The sequence below is a fragment of the Bacillus sp. FSL K6-1106 genome (assembly GCF_038005245.1).
Classification (GTDB): domain Bacteria; phylum Bacillota; class Bacilli; order Bacillales; family Bacillaceae; genus Bacillus; species Bacillus altitudinis.
Map to the genome: position 1 here is coordinate 1,601,530 of NZ_JBBOSV010000001.1, position 24,152 is coordinate 1,625,681.

Genomic DNA, 24,152 nt, shown 5'->3' on the forward strand with positions numbered 1-24,152 from the left:
TCTGATTGTAAAAAGCTAGTTTTAAAAAATCTTCTGAACATTATAGCACGTTTTTCCCATTATGCTAAGCAGGGAAAAGATTCTAATCGTAGCTTAAAATCCACTTTTTAGGGTACAATACAGTCACCTAACAGAGAGTGAGTATCAAATATCGGAGTTGATGAGTGTGAACATTGTACAGCCATCCTATATGAAAAGTAAATTCGGTTTAGATATCTATTACGAACACTATCCAAATGAAGGTAAGAAGACATTGATTTTGATTCACGGCCTTTTCTCATCTACCTTCAGCTATCGAAAGCTCATCCCGCTTCTGAAACAAGACTTCAATTTAATTGCGATTGATCTGCCTCCATTCGGGCAGTCCGAAAAATCAAATACGTTCATTTACAGCTATCGCAACATGGCAAAAATCATCATTGAACTAGCTGGTTATTTACAGATTCAGCATGCGATCCTCGTGGGGCATTCCATGGGGGGACAAATTGCTTTATATGCTGCCTCTGAGCGTCCCGACCTATTTGAAAAAGCCGTTCTTTTATGCAGTTCAGGGTATATGAATAAGTCCAAAAAGTCGCTTGTTTACAGCACTTATATTCCTTATTTTTATCTCTATTTAAAAAGAAAGTTGTTCAAGCAAGGTATTATGAAAAATTTAACCGCTGTTGTGCATGATCATTCGATTATTGATCAAGAGATGGTGGACGGATATTTAAAGCCTTTTTCAGATGACCAAATTTTCAGAGGTATTTTTCGTTTAATTCGGCACAGGGAAGGCGATTTAGCGTCGGATGTCTTAAAGAAAATGGAGACACCTGTCCTGCTGATTTGGGGGGAGGAAGACCGGATCGTTCCTATTCAAATTGGCGAAAGACTGCACAAGGATCTGCCGCATTCAACCTTTCACGCATTAAAAAAAACCGGGCACCTCATCCCTGAGGAAAATCCGGTCTTTGTGTCTGATCAAATTGGTCATTTCAGCCTGTCTTAAAACGAGCAGGAGCTACCTTCTCTTATGATAAAAAGCTGATTTGCGATATGCTGACAGCTTTCCATCGGAAGAAGCTGATCAAATGAGTGATGGTAAATGGCTTGAATGTCTTTCGCGAAAGATAACGGGTCTTCTGCGTCGTATAAGGCACTGATGACGTCAGCAGGCTCCGTTTCGTAAAAGTCCTCTCCATACTGAAAAGGGTCCCATTGCTTAATGATTTGAATCATCTCTTCTACAGCTTGACTATCTTTCATGGGGATCACCGCTTATAATAAATTTTGTGATGTTTATTTTAGCACAACCAAGAGTGGTTGAAAAACGGCTAGAGGTGGGTTTCATGAATTTCGACGAACAGATCATACGTAAAGGTTCAAAATCAGTCAAATGGGATCAAGCAGAGTCTTTGTTCCTGACAACAGATGCGCTGCCAATGTGGGTAGCAGATATGGATTTTAAAGCGCCCCAAGTCGTGCTTGATGCTTTAAAAGAACGATTAGATCACGGTGTATTCGGCTATGCATTTCAGGATCAGGAAACGCAGCAAGCAGTAGCTGACTGGCTCAAAAGAAGACACGGTTGGACGATACAAACAGATGCCGTCACCTTCACACCAGGTATCGTGACAGCACTTAGTTTTGCCGTACAAGCCTTTACAGCTCCGAATGATGAAGTGGTCATTCAGTCACCGGTGTATACGCCCTTCTATCAAATGATTGAAAGAAACGGACGTATCGTCTCAACCAATCCTTTAAAAATAGAAAACAACCGTTACATGATGGATTTTGATGATTTAGAGAAAAAATTAAGCAGACCAGAAGCAAAGCTGATGTTTCTTTGTCATCCGCATAACCCTTCAGGGAGAGCTTGGTCAAAAGAGGAATTAAAGCGTGTAGGAGACCTATGTGTACAGTACGGTGTCACCGTCGTGTCAGATGAAATTCATTCGGATCTGATGCTTTACGGACAGTCGCATGTGCCTTTTGCCAGCCTTTCTGATGAGATAGCTAACATCACGGTAACGTGTATTGCACCGAGTAAAACATTTAATTTAGCTGGTCTTCAGGCATCTGCCATTATCATTTCTGATGAAGAAAAAAGAACCCTTTTCACCAATGAATTGCAAAGAAATGGATTGTCCAAACTGAATGCCTTTGCGATTCCTGCCATGGAGGCGGCCTATCGCCACGGAGATGAGTGGCTTGATTCACTTGTTCTTTACCTCGAAAATAATATGAAGATCGCAATGGATTATATTGATGAATATCTGCCGAGCATGCGTTATATGAAACCAGATGCTTCTTATCTATTATGGCTGGATATTCGTGATTATGAGCTCACTCAAGCAGAATTGAAACGTAATCTGCTGAAAAAGGGCAAGGTCATACTAGAGCTCGGAAACGTATATGGGCACGAAGGAGACGGCTTTATTCGAATGAATCTAGGCTGTCCTGCCGGAACAGTGAAAGAAGGTCTGAAGCGCCTTCATCAAGCGTTCACTCTATCTTCCGAATAAAACCATTTCTATCAAAAGAACATCCTAACGGGTGTTCTTTTTAAAGAAAAAAACCCTCCTATTATCATATCTACTTTGTACATGAAATGGTATAATGAGAGGAATTACAATTATTTACGAGGAGAGCATTTAAATGGAAATGTTCAAGGATTTTCTGCTCCATGTATCTTTTATTCTATTTCCAATCTTTTTATATCATGCACTATGGCTAAGCCGGACCCCTGCTCATTTCCCTAAAACGAATAAACTGCTCATCACCATATTTGCATCCATTTCATCAGCACTATGTATTATGTATCCAGTTGGTTCGATTTTAGATTTGCAGACTGGGCTTCAATCGATTCCCCTTGTACTGGCTATTTTATACGGGGGATATACCGCCGGAATCGTCGCTATCTTAGTAAGTTCAACCGTAAAGTTCGTGATGTATGGCTCTTTTTTATGGGTTGGATTGATTGTTGTACCGATTTACTTTTTCATTCCTTTCCTGCTTTACCGGAAATGGCGCCAATATTCTAAGCAGAGAAAACTGTTATACGGAGTCCTAATTGCGTTATCAAAAGGGATGTTTATTTACATTGGACTGCTTGTGGTCAGCTTAATTGAGTACAGCCCTGCATTCATTATGCAACAAAAGCTGCTCGAATTATTTTTCTCAACTCTTTACTACATATTCTTTCTTGTGCTGAGTATTTATTCCATTGAGTTTGTGAAAGAGAATGCGCAAATGAGAACACAGCTTGTCCAATCAGAGAAACTGACGATTGTGAGTGAACTTGCAGCAAGTGTCGCCCATGAAGTCCGCAATCCACTGACGGTGGTGAGAGGATTTATCCAACTGCTCTTTTCAAGTGACAATACGAAAGAGCCGTCAACCAATAAAGATTATAAAAATCTCGTTTTATCTGAACTTGACCGTGCGCAGGATATTATTACGAGCTATCTTGATATTGCGAAACAAAATTATTATCAAATTGAGTCTCTCAATTTATCTAAATTACTTGAAGAGTGTGCATCGCTGATGACATCCTATGCGAATTTTAAGTCGGTCACGATTCATCAATCGATTGAACCAGACTTATACATCCAAGGTGATGAAACGAAAATCAAACAAGTCATGATTAATTTAATCAAAAATGCAATCGAAGCAGCGCCCGAACACGAAGGTAAAATCGAACTGTTTGCTTCAAAAGAAAATCATCGAATCTGCCTTTATTTCGTTGATAACGGTGTAGGCATGTCAGAAAGTCAAATGAAAAAGCTTGGTGAACCCTATTACACATTGAAAAATAAAGGAACAGGGCTTGGGTTGACAGTGACATTTTCCATCATTGAAAATCATCATGGAACGATTCGTTTCAAAAGCTCATTGCAGTCTGGTACAACAGTCACCGTGAAGTTTCCTGAAGATACAAGAAGAAAATGATCAATCCATTTTTTTTGTCCTTTTTTCATCGATCTGCTCCTGCTTCTTAGAAGCACGAACGATCAGACGAAAGCAAATAAATGCAGCAGCAAAGAAAAGCACCGTCGTGATTGCCGCAGGGATATACTCCCTTTTATCTTCAGGAAAATACAGTAGAAAGAATATGATGAACGACATGTTCCGCTCTTCCCCCTTTTGCTCGTTTACTTCACTATATTGGCTAAAAGAAAGGAAATACCTTCTTATGCGAAGGAAATGGAGGAATTTCATATGACAGACATTCAGATTGGACAAATCGTGAAAGGTTTTTACAAAACAGGTGTTTACATTGGGGAAGTGACAGCCGTTAAACCATCTACTTATCTCGTTCAAGTAAAAGCGGTTTTAACACACCCCACTCAAGGTGACCTGCATCATCCAAAAGAAGCGGACGTACCTTTTTTTCAGGAAAGACGGGCTTTGGCCTTTAGGGAACAGATGAACATCCCTCATCATATGGTCAAGCCTTATGATGGCGACATCCCTGATTATCAAGTATCGCTGAAAGACGCCGTAGACAAATTGAAAAAAGGGCTCAGTGCGGATGATTCCAAGTGGGCTGAAAAATCAAGAGCGTGCCTCTCTTCTCTTGAAAAAGATTATTTTCCAGAAGACGCCCGCTAATCTGCCGAATCAAAAAAGTGAGAGAAGTCAATGAGTTCACCAATTTTGGTTGTTTGCGGATTTTCCACATAGGATCGATCTTTTTCAAAAAGGGTGAACAGCTGATAAGTGGTCATGGCATCATCGAGTGCTTTATGATGCTTACCAGCTCCTTCACTGCCGTACTCCTTAGCTGCTTTCCGAAGTCCTGTGAGTGTTCTATCCCCAAAAAAGGTTTTATATTCAAAAGCCAGATCCCTTTGATTCCCCTTAAAAGGAAAACCAATATGATTGAGCATACAGTTTTGCTTCAGTACCTTCATGTCCATATTTCCCCATGTGATAATCTCACAGTCTTCTCCCCCATCGAGTGACACGAGCTTCTCGATAAACGCCTCAAAAGAAATCCCGCTTTCTACATCCTGCTGCGTAATGCCAAGGAACGATTTACAGCGCTTTGTCAGCTTCGGGAACTTTTTCGGTTTGACATAGCTTGAGAATGTGTCTATGATCGTTTCATTTGATGCTTTGACGACACCGGCTTCAATGATTTCCGGGAAAAAATTTTGCGGATGATATTTCCCATCAGGCATCGTAAATTCAAAATCGACCACAAGCAGCGTCTTCTGTTCCATCAGTCTCACCCCACTTTCTCGTCTGTTTTCCATCCTGCTACTATTATATTAAGACGGACTTTGAAATCACTTCATTTTCGTGAAAATAATGCAGATTCACTATGCCCAACCTATTCATCAGATGAAAGATCGTTTATTTTCCTTTATAATTATTAAGGAACACGAAATAAATAAAGAAGGTGGTCTTTATCACAAACAGGAAGAAAAACTTGTACATCATGTGGTTTGTGAACTTTTTTGTATCTGCCAGCATTACAATGATCGTCCCTTTTTTATCACTTTACATAGAGTCTCTTGATAGCAGTTATTCGAATGAATTTGTTCAAAGATGGAGCGGCTATGTCTTTGGGGTTACGTTTTTAACAGCCTTTCTCATTTCTCCAATTTGGGGACGGATTGGTGACCGGCATGGCTATAAAAAGATTTTGCTCATTAACGGCATTGGGATTGCAACAAGCATTTTATTAATGGGGCTTGTTCAAACCGTTTATCAACTATTTGCGTTAAGGCTTTTCATGGGGCTTGTGACAGGCTTTATTTCGACTTCGATGGCACTGATTTCTGCACAGACCGAAAAGGCAACAGCCGGTAAGACCCTTGGTACAATGCAGATGAGTAATGTCGCCGGAGGGTTATTCGGTCCATTAATGGGCGGATTTATGGCAGACAGTGTCGGATTCATTTATACATTTTTCTTAACAGCTGCTGTCATATATGTATCAGCGATTGTCATTATCTTCGGTGTGAAAGAACAGCCGATCCGTTCAAAAGAAGCAAAACGGGTTTCTTACTCACGGAAGGATGTCCTTGTCCATATTTTCAAACAGCCTTTACTTGTCGTCACCATGCTGCTCACATTTATTACGCAAGTCGGGAACTTTAGTATTCAGCCGCTTTTAGCCTTGTACATTCATGATTTACACGGCCCAGTCAACCTTGCCTTTTATGCAGGACTGGCGTTTTCTGCAACCGGGCTTGGCAATTTGCTATTTACACGGAAATGGGGAGACCTTGGAGATCGTATTGGTCACGATAAGGTGCTGCTTGCCCTTCTCATCCTCTCCTCCATTTTATTTATCCCGCAAGCGATGGCAGATTCCTACGGGATGTTAGTGATCTTCCGTTTCTTATACGGGATGGCACTAGGCGGCATCATTCCTTGTACGACGGCCTATATTCGCATCAAAGCGCCTGCCTCTATGCAAGGGGAAGTGCTTGGTTACAATGTCAGCTTCCGCTTTCTTGGAAATGTCGTCGGACCCGTCATAGGCGGTATTGTGGCGAGTCATTACGGAATTCCAGCTGTCTTTTATGTTACCGCCGGCATTTTCCTTTTCGGGGCATTATTTTTATGGGCGGTCCGCTCACAATCAAAGACAAAAGAGAGGAGTGTCTGATCCATCATCAGATACTCTTTTCTTCTGTCTAAATGCCTTGTTTACTAGACTTCACGTCTATTCTTTTCTAAAAATAACCTTCTCGTAATCGCAAAAGAATGGTACGATATGGCTAGAAATCCGAAGAAAGTGAGTGACCTCATGTTTCGTGCAATCATTGGATGGTTATTACTTGTTGCCCTCATTCCATTATTTGTTCTGACTTTTTATCTATCAAAGGAAGAAGCCGCAAGTGTAAAACCTGTTAACGAAGTGCTTGATCAAAAAATCAAGCTGGAAAAGGTAGACTTTTCCCAAAACAGTTATATGTATGATCGAGATGGTTCTCTTATCTCTGAGATCGTATCAAACGATGAGAACCGTGTTTTCGTGAAGTACGATAAAATTCCTGATTCCGTCAAGGAGCTGTTCCTCCGATCAGAGGACCGCAACTTTTATGACCATAAAGGCATTGACTTTATGGGCGTGATTCGTGCCCTTGCCGCAAATGTGAAAAACCATGGCATTAGCCAAGGCGCTAGCACCATCACACAACAGTTATCCCGTAATTTATATTTAAGTCATGAACGTTCATTCAGCCGAAAGTTTACAGAACTGCTCTATTCCTATGAGCTCGAGCGAAAATTTACAAAAGAGGAAATTCTCGAAAGCTATTTAAATACGATTTATTTCAGTAACGGGGTTTACGGTGTCGGTTCTGCGGCTAATTACTATTTTGATAAGCCGCTTAGTTCTTTGACGCTTGCACAGATGGCATTTATTTCTGCGATTCCTAACAACCCTACGCTGTATGACCCATTGAAACAATTCAAACATACAAAGAAACGCCAGGAACGACTGCTTGGTATTTTAGAAAAAGATGGTGTCATTACTAAGAAGCAATACAAAAAAGCAGTGAAAGAAAAAATCAGCTTGTCCTTAAGTGAAAAGAAAAATCTTTACCCTGACTATGTAACATACGCCAATGAAGAATTTACCGATCTGGTGTCTGATCAGGAAGGCTTTACAAAACGATTGAAAAAAGCCAAAACAGCTGGCGCAAAAAAGGCAATTCAAAAAGAATTATCAGAAAAGGTCAGTGCATTGCTTCAAGATGGTGTGAAGATTTATACAGCACTAGACCCTTCCTTACAACAAAGAGCGGTTTATCAGCTCAATGCACAATTGCCTTATCAAGGTGTGGAAGGCGGTTCAGCAGTCATTAACCACCAAACCCATCAAATTGTCGCACTTGCTGGCGGGAAGAATTATAAAAAGTTTGATTTCAACTACGCCTATCAAGCGCAAAGACAACCAGGTTCCGCCATTAAGCCGCTGTTAGATTATGGCCCTTATATTGATCAAACCGGTGCCACGGCATCAAGCAAAATCAGTGCCGGCAAGTTTTGCAGTAGCGGATATTGCCCGCAAAACTATAATCATAAAACGTATGGAACTGTAACACTTGAAACAGCCTTTAAGAACTCTTACAATACACCAGCGATTCGTATGCTTGATACAGTCGGTGTCAAAAAAGGCTTCAGCTATTTAGAAAAGTTTTCATTCGAACATATTGTCGCAGATGATTACCGCCTCCCTTCTGCACTTGGAGGATTTACAAAAGGCTTCTCGCCGCTAGAAATAACCGATGCATATACCGTGTTTGGCAATCAAGGTGCCTATACGCGAAATCACTCCATTACAAAGGTCACAGACTTAAACGGCAAAACCCTTTACAAGTGGAAAGAGTCGCCGAAGCAAATCTATTCTCAGCGTACAAATGAAACAATGCGCAAGCTGCTTGCCTCTGTTGTGAAAAGTGGAACAGGGAAAAAGGCGAATTTCAATTCTCCTTACATTGGGGGAAAAACAGGCACATCCAATGACTACAAAGACATTTGGTTTGTTGGCCTGACAGATCAATACACAATGGGTGTATGGGTAGGAAGAGATAGAGGAACCGTTGAATCTATTTATAGTTCAAGTCCGCACTTACGTATTTGGAAACAAACTATGCAATACGCTAGATAAACAGGAGGTTTGATTGCGATGCATTCAACACAACCCTCTCACTTCATTTTATTTGACGGTGTCTGCAACGTGTGCAGTGGTGCTGTTCAGTTTATCATCAAGCGCGACCCGAATGAGCGGATGATGTTTGCTTCTTTACAATCAGATACAGGGCAGCGTATTTTAAAAGAAAACGGCTTGCCTTTAGATGAGTTCAATTCATTCATTTATATTGAAAATGGGACCCTTTATATGAAGTCAACAGGCATCTTAAAAGCGGCGCGGCATTTAAAAGGGATATACAGATGGAGCTATTTACTCCTCGCGATCCCTCGACCAATCCGTGACTGGTTTTATCAACTCATTGCAAAGAATCGCTACAAATGGTTTGGTCAAAAAACATCCTGTATGATGCCTACACCTGATATTCAGAAGCGGTTTCTTCCATAAAAAAGCATCCTCCATCATCGGAGGATGCTTTCTTTCGTCTGATTAAGCTGGCAGACTCGCCATCACACTGTTATAAAGCTTAATAAATAAGTACAAAATGCCGATCAAAAACGTGGCCCAAAACAGCAGATTAAACATCATAAACCCAATTAAATTCAGCATGGAAAGTGATTGATAAATGCGTACCACAACCCAGATAAAATAGACGAGACTTGCTAAAACAAAAAGTCCAACAAGCAAAATGAGCTGCTGCGTCAATAGAAATGCAAGTAAGCTGGCAAACAAATAGACAACCGATGCAATCCGAATTTTCTTTAAGTTCTCCCCTTCAGGGTCCTTTGCAAAAAAGAGCAGTGCCAACTCTAACACCGTATCTGCAATGAGCTTTAAAGCAGATAAAATCATAAAATAAACAAGTGCAAATGCGGCAAATAAAGCAAGACGAATGCCCTGTTCAGAGAAAAATTCCAGCATTCCTTTTAAAATTCCTGCTTGGGTCAAGAAGTCAGTCGTGATACCTACTGTAAAAATAGAAAAGGCAGAGCTGAATAGCAAAATCGAAATCAGCGGAAAATATCCAGTCAAATATGTATTTTTCATAAATAGATCCTTTCTCATAAGCTCATTTTTATTATGGCTCACTTAAAACGGATTGACAAGATGCTTTCCAAGTAAACTGGAATCTAAATCAAATTTGTGATTTTGCACGTACATTCCTTCACAAACTTACATTTTCCCGTTAAAGTATTACTATTACGAAAAAATTGCGCGTTAGGGGTATACTCGTGAAAAAAACTTTAAGACTGCAAACACGGCTGACGATCTTTGTCTGTATTGTTGTCCTGATCTCCCTCTGTATCACATTCTTTACGATCTGGTCAGAAACAGCCAAAAATATTCATCAGCAGGAACGTGATATCGCCCTCTCCACTGCCAAAATGGTCGCAGAGGCTCCGATCACAGCAAAATCATTGGAAAAAGATCAATCATATACAGCACTGCGAAAATATACAACAAGTGTTCAGCGTATTACCAAAACCGAATTCGTTGTCGTCATGGATATGAACGGTATCCGCAAAACACATCCGAATCCGCAAAAGATTGGGAAGCGGTTTGCTGGCGGTGATGAAAAACCGGCATTACAGGGTAAAGAACATATTAGTACCGCATCTGGAACACTTGGCAAGTCCATGCGTGCCTTTGTTCCTGTTTATAACCAAGATGGCAAGCAGCTCGGGGCTGTGGCAGTTGGGATTACATTAAAGGAAATTGATTTAATTATTCATCAAAGCCTGCTCCCGCTCTACTTTGTCACATCACTTAGCCTTTTATCTGGCATTATCGGCGCACTCATTGTGGCACGTAAAGTAAAGAAGATTATGTTTGGACTAGAGCCAGATGAAATTGCCACATTATTAAAAGAACGAAGCGCTATGCTAGAATCAACAAAAGAAGGCATTCTTGCCGTCGATCAGCACGGTAAAATCAAGCTGGCAAATGCAGAAGCTAAACGTCTTTTTCATAATATGGGCATTATGGTTGACCCTAGAGAACAAGATGTACAGGCCCTTCTTCCTTCAAGCGGCTTAAAGCAAGTAATCGAAACACGGAAACCGCTGCTTGATCGCGATGTCAGAATGAACGGACTGGAGCTGGTCTTTAATGAGGTGCCGATTACGGTAAAAGGAGAAATTGTCGGAGCAATCGCAACCTTCCGTGACAAAACAGAAGTCAAACACCTGGCTGAGCAGCTGAGCGGGGTGAAGATGTATGCCAATGCACTTCGTGCCCAGTCACACGAATTTATGAACAAGCTTCATGTCATTTTAGGATTGGTCCAGCTAAAGAACTATGATGACCTTGGCACCTATATTAAAGATATTGCAATTTATCAGCAGACAGAAACAAATGAAATCATCAACCATGTGAAAAACTCAGTCTTAGCCGGGTTTTTACTAGGAAAACAAAGCTACATCAGAGAACAAGGCGCATCTTTAGAAGTCAATTGCAGTACACAGGTACCAAACTCGGAGGACCCGGCAGTCACACATGACCTTATTACGGTCATCGGTAATCTGTTAAATAACGCACTCGATGCCGTTTCCCATACAGAGAACAAAAATATCTCCATCTCATTCAGATATGTCCAAGAGCAGCTTCATATTGAAATTACAGACACAGGGGTCGGTCTGACAAAAGAAGAACAGGACATTATGTTTGATCAAGGCTTTTCAACAAAAGGAGAAGACAGAGGATTTGGCCTTTATTTTGTTGACCAAAGCATCAAAAAACTGAACGGACATATGATCGTCACAAGCGAAAAAGGAGAAGGAACGACCTTTAGTCTCCGTATTCCATATAAACAAAAGGAGGATTCACATGATTAATGTGTTGATCGTAGAAGATGACCCAATGGTCGGAGAGCTGAATAAACGCTACTTGACCCAAATAGAAGGATTTGAATTAAAAGGGATTGCCACCTCATTTCAAAAGGCACTAGACATCTTAAAATCAGAAATCATTCACCTTGTATTGCTTGATATTTATATGCCTGGACAAAATGGGCTCGCCCTATTATCAGAAATTCGTCAGCAAAATCATTCCGTTGACGTCATCGTCATTTCAGCTGCAAATGAAGTGGATGTCGTACAGCAAACGATGCGAAACGGAGCTGTCGACTATTTAATCAAACCTTTTGAGTTTGAACGCTTCCAATCAGCACTGGCAGAATATAAAAGAAAACATGCCCTATACCAAACGATGAATAGCATCTCTCAAAATGATTTAGACGCGAAGCTTTTTCATAAAAAAGCAGAGGCGGAAAAAGTCCTGCTGCCAAAAGGCCTGACGAAGAGCACACTCAAACTCATCTGGACAAGCATTCAATCATTCGGTCAGCAGGCTTTCACGACCGAAGACCTAGCCAATCATACTGAAATCTCCCAAGTTTCAATTAGAAAATACTTGAAATTTCTTGAGGATATCGAAGTGGTTGATGTGGAGATGGCATACGGGACAATTGGCCGCCCTGTTTTCCAATATAAACTGAATACAAGCAACATGAATTTGATTCAGCAATATCTTTAATTGGACACATCTGACCTTTCACAAAGGCCAGATGTTTTTTTATGGCATACGATGTCACAAACCCCTTGATATCAGTGGTTCCACTGTAGTAGAGCACATCATAAAAGCGGCATTATATCATATTTCAGCACATAAAAAGACATCGAATTTAGCCTTTTAACATTTTTTTAAAAATAAAACAAATTTCTATTTATTTATTCGATGGGAAATGATAAATTATGATTGATTAGTTCAACGAGATATAAGTCTGATGTCTTACATCTTCTCTCCTGTTTCCATCGATTTTAAAAGAATGCAGGATAAAATACCCTTTTCACAAGGATAGGAGAAGGCAAGAGTCGGTCTTTTTTCGCGAGACTTTTCTGAAACTTTTAAATTTTATAGGGGGTTATGTTTTGAAGAAGCGCAAAATTGGACTTGCATTGTCCTTAGTCGTAGCAGCAGGAACCATCCTTGGAGCATGCGGCAACTCTGGCTCAAACAGCGGTGAAAACAAAAAAGATAAAGATCAATTCACTGTTGCAATGGTAACTGATGTCGGTGGTGTCGATGACAAATCGTTTAACCAATCTGCTTGGGAAGGTTTACAAGCATTTGGGAAAGACAACAATTTAACAAAAGGTAAAAACGGCTTTGATTACTTACAATCAAAAACGGATGCAGATTATCCAACAAATTTAAATACACTTGTTAGACAAAAATTTAACCTAATTTATGGTATCGGCTATAAAATGGAGAGTGCCATTTCTAAAATAGCTGATCAGCGAAAAGATTCCAAATTTGCAATTGTGGATGCAGTTGTTGATAAGAAGAACGTAGCTAGTATTACATTTAACGAAAACGAAGGGTCATTCCTTGTAGGTGTTGCAGCGGCTCTTTCTACAAAATCAAACAAAATTGGTTTTGTTGGCGGCGTTGATTCTGAATTAATCAGAAAATTCGAAGTTGGTTTTCGTGCAGGCGTTGAAGCAGCTAATCCAAAAGCAAAAGTTGAAGTGAAATATGCTGGTGCATTTGATAAAGCAGACATCGGTAAAGCAACAGCTGAAAGTATGTACAAATCTGGCGTTGACATTATTTATCATGCAGCTGGAGGTACTGGAACGGGTGTCTTTACAGAAGCAACCAATTTAAAAAAGGCAGATCCAAATCGAAATGTTTGGGTCATTGGTGTTGATAAAGACCAGTATGACGAAGGTAAAGTACCTGGAACAAAACAAAGTGTCACTCTTACTTCTATGATTAAGAAAGTAGACACAGCGGTACAAGACTTAACAACAAAAGCAAAAGAAGGTAAATTCCCTGGTGGCGAAGTCATCACGTACGGTCTGAAAGAAGGCGGCGTTGACATCTCTCCATCTCAAGAGAATCTTGATAAAGATGTATTGAAGAAAATCGAAGAATGGAAACAAAAAATCATCAAGGGTGAAGTGAAAATCCCTGCAACACGTGATGAACTAAAAGATTTTAAAGCTTAATTTGTGCATCGGGATAAGCGCGTCTTATCCCCTTGCCTCTCCTTTACCTCCTCTTGATTCGTAAAAGGTGGTAAAAGAAAAGCTGCAGCCTTGTTTTGCAGCTTTTCTTTTGCTAGTTTTTATCTTCATCAGCACCCTAAAAAAGGAGCGGTTAAACCTGTGGATTATGTCATTGAAATGTTGAATATACGCAAAGAATTCCCTGGCATTGTAGCAAATGATAACATTACGCTGCAGCTAAAAAAGGGCGAAATTCATGCGCTGCTTGGTGAAAACGGCGCTGGAAAATCAACGCTCATGAACGTGCTTTTCGGACTGTATCAGCCTGAAAAAGGTGAAATCAAGGTACACGGAAAACCGGTTACAATCTCAAGTCCAAATGATGCAAGTGATTTAGGCATTGGAATGGTCCATCAGCATTTTATGCTAGTTGATACATTTACTGTGGCTGAAAACATCATTTTAGGAAAAGAGCCAAAGAAATTTGGAAAGATTGACAAAGAACAAGCCATTCAGCAAGTGCAGGAACTTTCTGACCGTTATGGACTGAAAATAGACCCTGCCGCTAAAGTATCTGACATCTCAGTCGGTATGCAGCAGCGAGCAGAAATCTTAAAAACACTATACCGCGGCGCTGACATCTTGATCTTCGACGAACCAACAGCCGTCTTAACACCTCAAGAAATAAAAGAACTCATACAAATTATGAAAAACTTAATCAATGAAGGCAAATCCATTATTTTAATTACCCACAAACTAAAAGAAATTATGGATGCCTGTCATCGCGTGACCATTATCCGAAAAGGGCAAGGTATTCGTACACTTGATGTGGAACACACAAACAAAGACGAGCTTGCCAGCTTAATGGTCGGCCGCGAAGTCTCATTTAAAACAGACAAAAAAGCAGCCTCCCCTGCTGAAGAAGTCTTGCAAATTCAAGATCTCACTGTCAAAGATACGCGAGGAATTGAAGCCGTGAAACAACTCAATTTATCAGTGAAAGCCGGTGAGATTGTCGGAATTGCGGGTGTAGACGGAAATGGTCAATCTGAATTAATTGAAGCCATTACAGGTCTGAAAAAATCCGAATCTGGTACGATCATGCTAAACGGGAAAGCCATTCAAAATCTCCCGCCTCGTAAGGTCACAGAATCTGGTATCGGACACATTCCTCAAGACCGTCATAAGCACGGACTTGTCCTTGATTTTTCAATTGGAGAAAATATTTCCTTACAAACGTATTATCAGCGTCCATATTCGAAGTTTGGCTTGATGAATATGAAAAATATTTATCAAAAAGCAAAACAAATCATTGCTGAATACGACGTACGGACACCTAGTGAATATACAGAAGCACGTGCGCTATCAGGGGGTAACCAGCAAAAAGCCATTATTGGCCGTGAAGTGGACCGAAATCCTGATTTATTAATTGCCGCACAGCCGACACGCGGACTTGACGTCGGAGCCATTGAGTTTGTTCATAAGCGTCTGATTGAACAAAGGGATGCAGGCAAAGCCGTTCTGCTCATCTCCTTTGAGCTTGATGAAATTATCAATGTCAGTGATAAGATTGCCGTTATTTTCGAAGGCAGCATTATTGCCATTGTTGATCCAAAAGAAACAACAGAGCAAGAACTTGGTCTGTTAATGGCTGGAAGTACGCAACAGGAAGTGGGGAAAGAAGCAAATGTCTAATCGCTTAACAAATCTGCTGATTCCGCTTATAGCCATTGTACTTGGTCTTTTCGTTGGGGCCATCATTATGCTGGCAAGCGGTTATAGTGTCATCGAAGGTTATAGCGCCCTTTGGAATGGCGTATTCGGTGAAACGTATTATATGGGAGAAACCATCCGACAAGTCACGCCTTATATTTTATCAGGACTTGCTGTTGCCTTTGCCTTTCGGACAGGCCTCTTTAATATCGGGGTAGAAGGTCAACTTCTCATTGGCTGGATTGCATCTGTATGGATAGGAACAACCGTCCATGCACCTGCGTATATCCACCTGCCTCTTGCACTGATCACTGCAGCAGCTGCTGGTGCATTATGGGGCTTTATTCCTGGGTTTTTAAAAGCACGTTTTTATGTTCATGAAGTGATTGTCACTATTATGATGAACTACATTGCACTTCATGTGACTAATTTTATTATTACAAATGTTCTTACAGATCATAAAGATAAAACAGATAATATTAATTCGACTGCCTCATTACACTCTGATTTTTTTGAAAAAATCACTGATTTTTCAAGCATGCATAACGGAATCATTGTAGCTGTCCTATCTGCCGTTATTATGTGGATTATTATCCAAAAAACCTCTAAAGGGTTTGAATTGCGTGCTGTTGGTATGAATCAACACGCATCCCAATATGCTGGAATGAATGTGAGAAAAAACATTATATATTCCATGCTCATTTCTGGTGCCTTTGCAGGTCTTGCAGGTGCGATGGAAGGGCTCGGAACCTTTGAATATGCATCAATAAAAGATGCCTTCACTGGCGTTGGTTTTGATGGAATCGCTGTTGCCTTATTAGGCGGAAATACAGCTATTGGTGTCGTCTTAGCGGCATTATTGCTTGGTGGATTGAAAGTCGGTGCTTTAAACATGCCGCTTGAATCTGGCGTACCGACTGAGGTCGTTGATATTGTGATTGCGATCATTATTCTTTTCGTTGCCTCAAGCTATATCATCCGTCTTGTCATTCAACAATTGAAGAAAAAGGGGGGAAAATAAGTGGGATTTCTGCAAATTCTTGAAATCATCGTCCCGGCTACACTTGTATATGCTGCACCACTTATTTTAACCGCTCTTGGAGGCGTCTTTTCAGAAAGATCAGGTGTCGTCAATATCGGTCTTGAAGGTTTGATGGTCGTCGGAGCATTTTCTAGTATTATCTTTAACTTAATGTTTGCTGATACGTTTGGTGCCTTGACCCCGTGGCTCGGTCTTCTTGTTGGTATGGCCATTGGCGGCGTGTTCTCACTCATTCACGCTGTTGCCACTATTACGTTCAGAGCAGATCAAACGGTCAGTGGTGTTGCGATTAACATGCTTGCCCTTGGTGCTACGCTGTTTGTTGTCAAACTGATTTATGGAAAAGCACAAACGGATAAAATTACAGAACCTTTCTATAAAGGAGATATTCCCCTTTTAAGTGACATTCCGATCATTGGTGATATTTTCTTTAAAGATGTGTATTATACGTCCATTCTCGCATTAGTTCTTGCGGTTGTCGCTTGGTTTGTTTTATTTAAAATGCCGTTTGGCTTGCGACTTCGTGCAGTCGGCGAGCACCCAATGGCAGCTGATACAATGGGAATCAAGGTATACCGGATGCGCTATATCGGCGTCTTCATTAGTGGTCTATTTGGCGGTCTTGGCGGAGCTGTGTATGCATCGACCATCGCTCTTGACTTCTCACACGCCACCATTACAGGACAAGGCTTCATTGCGTTAGCCGCCCTTGTTTTCGGGAAATGGCACCCATTTGGCGCTATGGGCGCTGCTTTATTCTTTGGATTTGCACAAAGCTTAAGCATCATTGGCTCTCTGCTTCCGCTGTTTCAAGATATCCCGAACGTGTACATGCTCATTGCACCATATGTGCTGACGATCCTAGCTCTTACTGGCTTCATTGGACGAGCAGACGCACCAAAAGCACTTGGTACCCCTTATTTAAAAGGAAAACGATAAATAAATACCATGTATGATCAATCCCCTGAAGGACAAACTATCTTCAGGGGATTTTTGTATGATAAAAACGACAAAACCCCCGTTTATTTTACTTTTATTACACTTAATTTAGTTTAATAAATAGATGAGTGTCACAGAATCTTCTACAATTGAGACAAATAGCATTTGGGGGTGTTTATGTGGCTAATACACAACAATTGAAATCGATTACAAACGATTCTGACAATAATAAAAGCGTTTTCCGAAAAATTTTTTCTTGGAAAATTGGTGTTATTGATCTACCTGTGTATATAGTACTTGCAGCGATTATTTTAACTGCCGCTTATTTTAATAAAATTCCAGCAAATATGCTTGGTGGTTTCGCTGTTATTATGATTTTGGGGATTTTCCTAGGAGATGTAGGACAACGTATTCCAATCTTAAAAGATATTGGTGGACCGGCGATTCTTTCTTTATTCGTACCATCGTTCCTGGTCTTTTTTCATGTTCTGAATCCAAACTCGTTGGAAGCGGTTACGTCTCTGATGAAAACGTCGAACTTCCTATACTTTTATATATCTGCTCTTGTAGTAGGTAGTATTCTTGGGATGCAACGAACTGTTTTAGTACAAGGCCTTATTCGTATGTTTGTTCCTCTTGTTGCAGGTACAATTACAGCTGTAGCTGCTGGAATTCTAGTGGGTCTTCTAGTTGGTTACACACCGCATCATTCGTTCTTCTTTATCATTGTACCGATTATTGCCGGTGGTGTCGGTGAAGGAATATTGCCATTATCAATTGCTTATTCACAAATTCTTGGTGTATCAGCAGAGTCATTAATTTCTCAATTAATTCCGGCTGCTGTCATTGGGAACGTCATTGCCATCATTTGTGCTGGCGCAATGAAAAAGCTTGGTGAAAAACGTCCTGAACTAAACGGGAATGGACGACTTGTTAAATCAAAAGAAGCAAATGAAATCTTTGAACAGCCTGACATGGATACTAAAGTTGACTTCAGCTTAATGGGTGCAGGTGTACTTGTTGCTTGTACAACCTTTATCTTTGGCGGCTTATTAGAAAGTTTTGTTCATATTCCAGGTCCAATCTTAATGATTGTTCTTGCTGCATTAATCAAATACTTAAACGTGATGCCTCAGCATTTGCAAAACGGCTCACAGCAGTTCTACAAGTTTGTATCGAAAAGCTTTACATGGCCTCTAATGGTTGGTTTAGGAATTCTATACATTCCACTTGATGATGTAGCCACTGTTATTTCGATTCCTTTTGTATGTGTATGTATTGCTGTTGTTCTAGGCATGGTTGGTTCTGGTTACTTTGTTGGTAAATTCATGAACATGTATCCAGTTGAATCTGCCATTGTGACTGGCTGTCACAGTGGATTAGGCGGTACTGGTGATGTTGCGATTCTTTCAGCTTCTGGAAGAATGGGCCTTATGCCTTTCGCTCAAGTCTCTACACGTCTTGGCGGAGCAGCAACCGTTATTTGCGCAACAATCTTACTCAGAATGTTTACTTAAAAAAGAAACACAGATAATTGACAAAGGGCTAAAATGTACTTTATTTTAGCCCTTTGTCTTCTTTTCAGCGTGATAGAAAACCTTTGCAGTCTAGGAAGGACGAGCACCGGAGCAGAGCGAATTTGACATTCGTGAGCACCGGAGCGCAGGACTGACAAAGAATGCGAGGGTTTGTCTACACGCTGAGCATGTCCTTTTCGTAAGGGGCATGCTTTTTTTATATTTCTTTTCTCCCATACATCCTCATTCATCAGCTAATACAATTCGTATATACTCCCGAGGCTGAAAAGGATACTTTTTCGCCTGAGGATAGGTCATATGGAGGAGTTGCTCAGAAAATAGCGGCCATTCACTCCCGGCCTGCCACCTTTTTTGATCATTTCGTTCAATCAAGAATGCTCCTCCTAAAATCGTGCAGAATATGCTTAAGCTGATGGCGATCTTTCGTTTCATTTGATCAGCTCCTTTAAGAAAAGCATGTACGAAATACAAAACAATATACAACGAGTTTCATTTTTGATAAAATATTTTTTGTGGTCAAAAGAACTCAAAACAAATTCAATTTGTCGTAAATCAGTTCAAACCAATGCACTATGTCTGTATTTACGCTATAATTTTAATTACCAGTTCTTTAGAACGTGAATTTATATTGATCAAAGGAGGTTCATTTTCTTGCAGCTTATTCACTTCGCCATCCTATCACCTTTTTTACTTGCCTTTGTCGTCCCTTTTCTCTTTAAATACGTAAGGCGTATACATACAGGATGGTTTGTTCTCATCTTGCCTATTCTTTTATTTACCTATTTCATCCAAATGCTCCAGATCACCTCGAATGGACGAACGTTGTTCTCACAAGCTGAATGGATTCCCTCTCTAGGGATGAATTTCACTGTGTATGTAGATGGTCTCAGCCTGTTATTTGCTTTACTCATCACAGGTATTGGTGCACTTGTGGTACTGTACAGTATTTTCTACTTATCAAAGGAAAAAGAACAGCTTGGCTCTTTCTATACGTATTTATTAATGTTTATGACCGCTATGCTTGGTGTTGTTCTCTCTGACAACATGGTCGTACTTTATTTGTTCTGGGAGCTAACAAGTATCTCTTCCTTCCTCTTAATTGGGTATTGGTATAAGCGTGAGCGTTCTCGTTACGGAGCAACCAAATCACTGCTTATTACTGTGTTTGGCGGATTAGCTATGCTTGGCGGCTTCATCCTCATTTACCTGATCACTGATTCATTCAGTATTCGCGAAGCAGTCAATCAGCTTCAGCTCATTATGGCATCACCTTATTTCATCCCTGCGATGGTTCTCATTTTACTAGGGGCCTTCACGAAATCAGCGCAGTTCCCATTTTATATTTGGCTGCCTGATGCTATGGAAGCACCAACCCCTGTAAGCAGTTATCTGCATTCTGCTACTATGGTCAAAGCCGGTATTTATCTGGTTGCCCGCTTTAGTCCGATTTTTGCTATATCAGAGGTGTGGTTTTGGACCATTTCGATTGTCGGACTTATCACACTATTCTGGGGATCTTTCCACGCCGTTCGGCAAAATGATTTGAAAGCCATTCTGGCCTTCTCGACAGTGAGTCAACTCGGTATGATTATGCTCATGCTAGGAGTAGGCGCAGCTGCCATTCATGAAAACAACCCTGCCTTTTTTGGCGCAGCCGTTCTTGCTGCTATTTTTCATCTCATTAACCACGCGACTTTTAAAGGAAGTCTCTTTATGGCAGCAGGGATTATCGATCACGAAACAGGTACACGTGATATTCGCAAATTAGGTGGATTAATGACCATCATGCCAATTACCTTTACAATTACGTTAATTGGTACATTCTCGATGGCTGGACTCCCGCCTTTTAATGGATTTTTAAGTAAAGAGCTATTTTTCACAAGTATGATTCGGATTTCTGACATCAGCTTTACGGATGTTTCAACATGGGGGGCTGTCTTCCCTGCTATCGCATGGCTCGCTAGTGTGTTTACGTTCATCTACAGTATGATGATCGTCTTCAAAACATTTAGAGGCCGTCTGAATGTCGATCAATTGGAGAAAAAACCGCATGAAGCACCGATTGGTATGCTGATCCCGCCAATTATTTTAGCTGCACTTGTGGTCACGTTTTTCTTTTTCCCTAATATTCTTGCCTATTCTGTCATTGAACCTGCCATTCAAGCGATCATTCCAGAAGCCATTCAAACAGGAAGCCGCTTTGCCGTAAAAATTGAAGCGTGGCATGGATTCCAGCCAGAGCTTTACATGACAATTGGTGTAGTTGCGCTCGGTACCATTGGCTATTTAACGCTGTCAAAATGGCGCCCAATGTACAACATATTTAAGGAAAAATGGTCATTTAACGCTTTGTATGATCGTTCACTTATAGGTGTAGAAAAAGGGTCATACCGCCTAACAAACAGCTATATGACAGGATTCCTTCGTGACTATCTTGTCTATGTATTTGGTTTTATGATTATCGTGCTGGGCAGCGTGATGTTCTACAAGCAAGCCTTCTCATTTCAAACTGAGCACGCTGCATCAATCGGCACGTACGAAGCCATCCTTTCACTTGTGATGGTCGCAGCGACAGTCACGACTGTATTTGCTCGTTCACGCTTAACAGCTATTATTGCGCTAGGTGTTATGGGCTACACGCTGTCACTATTCTTCGTGATTTTCAGAGCACCTGACCTTGCGCTGACACAACTCATTATTGAAACCATTTCTGTCGCGCTGTTTTTACTTTGCTTCTATCATTTGCCAAAGCTGAGTCTGAAGCAAAAAACACGAAGATTTAAATTAACAAATTTGGTCATCTCATTAGGTGTTGGAGTCGTTGTCACCTGTCTTGCTTTCGCTTCAACAAGCCAGCAGTCTCTTGACACGATTTCAACGTACTTCATTGAAAACAGCTACAAACTGGCTGGCGGAGACAATATTGTCAATGTCATTCTTGTCGATTTCAGGGGCTTTGATACACTCTTTGAGATTACAGTGCTGGCCATTGCGGCACTCGGTATTTATGGATTATTGAAGGTAAAAGCACAAGGAAAACGGAAGAGAGGCGTACGGCGATGAGAAAGATTGATACGAATGATATGCTCTTACAAGTCACTACTAAAATTACAGCATTCATCATCTTGCTTTTCTCACTTCACCTATTTCTTGCAGGACATAACAATCCTGGCGGAGGATTCATTGGCGGTTTGATGAGTGCTGGTGCTGTTGTCCTTCTGCTTTTAGCCTATGACCTTAAAACAGTCAGACGCATTTTACCATTTGACTTTATTTATGTGGCTGGTGTCGGTTTGCTCGTTGCCATCCTAACAGGTATGGGATCTTTTCTGTTCGGAGCACCTTTCCTATCCCATGCATTTGATTATTTCCAACTGCCGTTTCTAGGGAAAACAGAACTGGCGACAGCAGTCCTGTTTGATATCGGTGTGTATTTAGTTGTTGTTGGTGTCACCATGACCATTATTCAAACGATTGGAGAGAAGGAATAATGGAATTTCTAATGTCTATTATCGTCGGAATCATTTTTATGGCAGCGACCTATTTAATGCTTTCAAAAAGCCTTCTGCGGGTCATCGTCGGTACTGCCGTTTTAAGTCACGGCGTCCATTTGCTTCTATTAACAATGGGCGGCTTAAAAAAGGGAGCACCTCCTATTTTGAAAGAGGGGCTTTCATCCTATGTAGATCCATTGCCACAAGCATTAATTTTAACAGCCATTGTCATTGCTTTTGGTGTAACATCCTTTTTGCTCGTGATGGCCTTCCGTGCCTTCCAAGAGCTGAGAACAGATGACATGGATCAAATGAGAGGAAATGATCAGCATGAATAATCTCGTGATCCTGCCTATATTAATACCATTACTAGCTGCTACATTATTGATTTTTATGAATAAAAACACCATGCTGTCGAGAGGCTTTAGTGTATTTGCATCTCTTTTAGCCATTATCTGTAATGTCTATTTGGTCCAAACGATTTTCACAAACGGCATACAAACCCTTTATTTGGGTGGCTGGAAAGCACCGTTTGGCATTGCTCTTGTGGCCGATCAGTTTGCTGCACTTCTTGTTTTGACCGCTTCCATTGTTGGACTTGTCACAGTTCTTTTTTCCTTTCAAACGATTGGGAAAGAAAGAGAGCGGCTGTTCTATTATTCTGGTGTCCAATTCTTGTTAGCTGGCGTGAGTGGTGCCTTTTTAACGGGAGATATTTTCAACCTGTTTGTCTTCTTTGAATTGTTGCTGATGGCATCTTATATGCTCATTGTTCTGGGTGGTTCAAAGCCTCAGCTTCGTGAATCACTGAAATACATTGTGTTTAATATTATCTCATCGGCATTATTTATTGTTGGCGTAGCGTGTTTATATGCAGTCACAGGCACACTGAACATGGCTGATTTAAGTGTGAAAATAGCTGAATCTGGGCAAACAGGGTTAATCACCGTGATTGCCATTCTGTTCCTGATTGTATTTGGCTTAAAAGCTGGGGTCTTCCCGCTTTATTTCTGGTTGCCAGGGTCTTATCATGCACCGCCAGCAGCGATTTCAGCTTTGTTTGGCGCACTGCTGACAAAGGTCGGGCTATATGCGATTGCCAGGGTCTTTACGCTCATCTTTATACATGATACAGGTTTTACACATACACTTATGGCTTGGCTAGCCGCTCTAACGGTTATATTCGGTGTCATTGGCTCTATCGCCTATTCTGATGTGCAAAAAATTGTGATTTATAACATTGTCACAGCTGTTGGTGTCATTTTGTTTGGAATTGCGGCCAATACACCGGCATCACTTCAAGGCGCCATTTATTACTTCATTCACGATATGGTGATCAAAGGAGCTCTATTTATGCTCGCAGGGGCACTGTTTGTGTATGCTGGAACCAATCATCTGAAAAAAATGGGTGGGCTGATTCAATCCCAGCCTCTACTCGGCTGGATGTTCTTCATATCGGCTTTATCACTTGCGGGTATTCCTCCGCTAAGTGGATTTGTTGGCAAGCTGAAAATTGTTGAAGGTGGTTTTTCTGCTGGGTACATGACGTTCTCTATCCTTGTTTTACTGTCCAGTCTTCTTGTCCTTTATTCTGTTATGAGGATTTTCATGCTCGCGTTTTGGGGAGAGGATCAGGATATGCGAAGAAGAAAGCCATCCATTAGAGGAATGGTGTATCCTGGGGTACTGCTTGTTATCTTATCGCTTGCGATTGGATTAGGCACAGAATTCATTGCACCTTATATCAATCAAGCTGCGGAAATGCTTTCAACACCAGAAAAATATATTCAAGCTGTGCTGAAGGAGTAGATGAAC

The 24,152-nt window shown here is 40.9% G+C and carries 23 protein-coding genes; 18 read left to right on the forward strand and 5 right to left on the reverse strand.

Translation table 11 applies throughout. From position 1 onward, the window contains the following. Positions 1 to 166: 166 nt before the first annotated feature. Positions 167 to 991: an alpha/beta fold hydrolase gene (locus tag MHI20_RS08465; protein ID WP_340937571.1), complete on the forward strand. Its 825-nt coding sequence runs from the start codon at positions 167 to 169 to the stop codon at positions 989 to 991. Here MHI20_RS08465 and MHI20_RS08470 read toward each other — a convergent pair. Beyond that, positions 988 to 1,248, reverse strand: a complete 261-nt coding sequence (locus MHI20_RS08470; RefSeq protein WP_304716928.1) for a YugE family protein — start codon at positions 1,246 to 1,248, stop codon at positions 988 to 990. The two genes, MHI20_RS08465 and MHI20_RS08470, sit on opposite strands and share 4 nt — an antisense overlap. A gap of 83 nt (positions 1,249 to 1,331) precedes the next feature. Here MHI20_RS08470 and MHI20_RS08475 point away from each other — a divergent pair, with 83 nt between their 5' ends. Further along, a complete protein-coding gene (locus MHI20_RS08475; protein WP_340937574.1) occupies positions 1,332 to 2,507 on the forward strand; it encodes a MalY/PatB family protein in 1,176 nt (391 codons plus the stop codon). 133 nt (positions 2,508 to 2,640) lie between these two features. Beyond that, on the forward strand, positions 2,641 to 3,933 hold the full coding sequence (locus MHI20_RS08480; RefSeq protein ID WP_008345807.1) for a sensor histidine kinase: 1,293 nt from the start codon (positions 2,641 to 2,643) through the stop codon (positions 3,931 to 3,933). On the opposite strand, the gene MHI20_RS08485 is transcribed toward MHI20_RS08480, so the two are convergent. Beyond that, positions 3,934 to 4,110 (reverse strand): hypothetical protein, encoded by a 177-nt coding sequence (locus MHI20_RS08485; RefSeq protein WP_008345810.1) that lies wholly within the window; start codon positions 4,108 to 4,110, stop codon positions 3,934 to 3,936. A 93-nt stretch (positions 4,111 to 4,203) separates the two neighbouring features. Between MHI20_RS08485 and MHI20_RS08490 the strand changes: the two genes are divergently transcribed. Continuing rightward, positions 4,204 to 4,596, forward strand: a complete 393-nt coding sequence (locus MHI20_RS08490; RefSeq protein WP_039169739.1) for a kinase-associated lipoprotein B — start codon at positions 4,204 to 4,206, stop codon at positions 4,594 to 4,596. On the opposite strand, the gene kapD is transcribed toward MHI20_RS08490, so the two are convergent. Then, positions 4,593 to 5,210 carry a 3'-5' exonuclease KapD gene (gene kapD, locus MHI20_RS08495; protein ID WP_008345814.1) on the reverse strand — a complete coding sequence of 206 codons (618 nt, stop codon included), beginning with the start codon at positions 5,208 to 5,210 and terminating at the stop codon, positions 4,593 to 4,595. The genes MHI20_RS08490 and kapD overlap by 4 nt on opposite strands. A gap of 218 nt (positions 5,211 to 5,428) precedes the next feature. On the opposite strand from kapD, the gene MHI20_RS08500 reads away from it, so the two are divergent. The 3 genes from MHI20_RS08500 (at position 5,429) to MHI20_RS08510 (ending at position 9,046) form a co-directional block, all read left to right on the forward strand. After that, positions 5,429 to 6,607: an MFS transporter gene (locus MHI20_RS08500; RefSeq protein WP_220482436.1), complete on the forward strand. Its 1,179-nt coding sequence runs from the start codon at positions 5,429 to 5,431 to the stop codon at positions 6,605 to 6,607. Positions 6,608 to 6,715: 108 nt separating this feature from the next. Then, entirely contained in the window at positions 6,716 to 8,617 is a 1,902-nt protein-coding gene (locus tag MHI20_RS08505; protein WP_024719722.1) for a transglycosylase domain-containing protein, read from the forward strand. Between the two features lie 18 nt (positions 8,618 to 8,635). Then, a complete protein-coding gene (locus MHI20_RS08510) occupies positions 8,636 to 9,046 on the forward strand; it encodes a thiol-disulfide oxidoreductase DCC family protein (protein WP_017358953.1) in 411 nt (136 codons plus the stop codon). Positions 9,047 to 9,088: 42 nt separating this feature from the next. Here MHI20_RS08510 and MHI20_RS08515 read toward each other — a convergent pair whose 3' ends face one another. Further along, a complete protein-coding gene (locus MHI20_RS08515) occupies positions 9,089 to 9,646 on the reverse strand; it encodes a YufK family protein (protein WP_017367952.1) in 558 nt (185 codons plus the stop codon). Positions 9,647 to 9,831: 185 nt separating this feature from the next. Here MHI20_RS08515 and malK point away from each other — a divergent pair, with 185 nt between their 5' ends. The 7 genes from malK to MHI20_RS08550 all read left to right on the forward strand — a co-directional run bounded on the left by malK (position 9,832) and on the right by MHI20_RS08550 (position 18,822). Further along, complete coding sequence (gene malK / locus MHI20_RS08520) at positions 9,832 to 11,433, forward strand: malate sensor histidine kinase MalK (protein ID WP_058336863.1); 1,602 nt, start codon at positions 9,832 to 9,834, stop codon at positions 11,431 to 11,433. Further along, positions 11,426 to 12,133, forward strand: coding sequence for a response regulator (locus MHI20_RS08525; RefSeq protein ID WP_050826562.1), 708 nt, complete (start codon positions 11,426 to 11,428; stop codon positions 12,131 to 12,133). The genes malK and MHI20_RS08525 overlap by 8 nt, the downstream gene beginning before the upstream one ends. Before the next feature lie 395 nt (positions 12,134 to 12,528). Continuing rightward, positions 12,529 to 13,611: a BMP family lipoprotein gene (locus MHI20_RS08530; protein WP_017358951.1), complete on the forward strand. Its 1,083-nt coding sequence runs from the start codon at positions 12,529 to 12,531 to the stop codon at positions 13,609 to 13,611. Positions 13,612 to 13,770: 159 nt separating this feature from the next. Further along, positions 13,771 to 15,306, forward strand: a complete 1,536-nt coding sequence (locus MHI20_RS08535) for an ABC transporter ATP-binding protein (RefSeq protein ID WP_017358950.1) — start codon at positions 13,771 to 13,773, stop codon at positions 15,304 to 15,306. After that, positions 15,299 to 16,345, forward strand: a complete 1,047-nt coding sequence (locus MHI20_RS08540; protein ID WP_025207902.1) for an ABC transporter permease — start codon at positions 15,299 to 15,301, stop codon at positions 16,343 to 16,345. The genes MHI20_RS08535 and MHI20_RS08540 overlap by 8 nt, the downstream gene beginning before the upstream one ends. After that, on the forward strand, positions 16,346 to 17,305 hold the full coding sequence (locus MHI20_RS08545; RefSeq protein WP_008345835.1) for an ABC transporter permease: 960 nt from the start codon (positions 16,346 to 16,348) through the stop codon (positions 17,303 to 17,305). It abuts the gene before it with no gap. A gap of 179 nt (positions 17,306 to 17,484) precedes the next feature. After that, entirely contained in the window at positions 17,485 to 18,822 is a 1,338-nt protein-coding gene (locus tag MHI20_RS08550) for a 2-hydroxycarboxylate transporter family protein (protein ID WP_168948552.1), read from the forward strand. 243 nt (positions 18,823 to 19,065) lie between these two features. On the opposite strand, the gene MHI20_RS08555 is transcribed toward MHI20_RS08550, so the two are convergent. Next, on the reverse strand, positions 19,066 to 19,275 hold the full coding sequence (locus MHI20_RS08555) for a hypothetical protein (RefSeq protein ID WP_045034538.1): 210 nt from the start codon (positions 19,273 to 19,275) through the stop codon (positions 19,066 to 19,068). A 219-nt stretch (positions 19,276 to 19,494) separates the two neighbouring features. On the opposite strand from MHI20_RS08555, the gene MHI20_RS08560 reads away from it, so the two are divergent. From MHI20_RS08560 to MHI20_RS08575, 4 genes are read left to right on the forward strand one after another with little or no spacing between them, the layout of a single operon-like run. Next, on the forward strand, positions 19,495 to 21,906 hold the full coding sequence (locus MHI20_RS08560) for a Na+/H+ antiporter subunit A (protein ID WP_045034539.1): 2,412 nt from the start codon (positions 19,495 to 19,497) through the stop codon (positions 21,904 to 21,906). Further along, a complete protein-coding gene (locus tag MHI20_RS08565; protein WP_008345843.1) occupies positions 21,903 to 22,334 on the forward strand; it encodes a Na(+)/H(+) antiporter subunit B in 432 nt (143 codons plus the stop codon). The genes MHI20_RS08560 and MHI20_RS08565 overlap by 4 nt, the downstream gene beginning before the upstream one ends. Then, entirely contained in the window at positions 22,334 to 22,675 is a 342-nt protein-coding gene (locus tag MHI20_RS08570; RefSeq protein ID WP_340937584.1) for a Na(+)/H(+) antiporter subunit C, read from the forward strand. Before MHI20_RS08565 ends, MHI20_RS08570 begins: the two co-directional genes overlap by 1 nt. Then, positions 22,668 to 24,146, forward strand: a complete 1,479-nt coding sequence (locus tag MHI20_RS08575) for a Na+/H+ antiporter subunit D (RefSeq protein WP_045034541.1) — start codon at positions 22,668 to 22,670, stop codon at positions 24,144 to 24,146. The genes MHI20_RS08570 and MHI20_RS08575 overlap by 8 nt, the downstream gene beginning before the upstream one ends. The last annotated feature ends 6 nt before the right edge of the window (positions 24,147 to 24,152 follow it).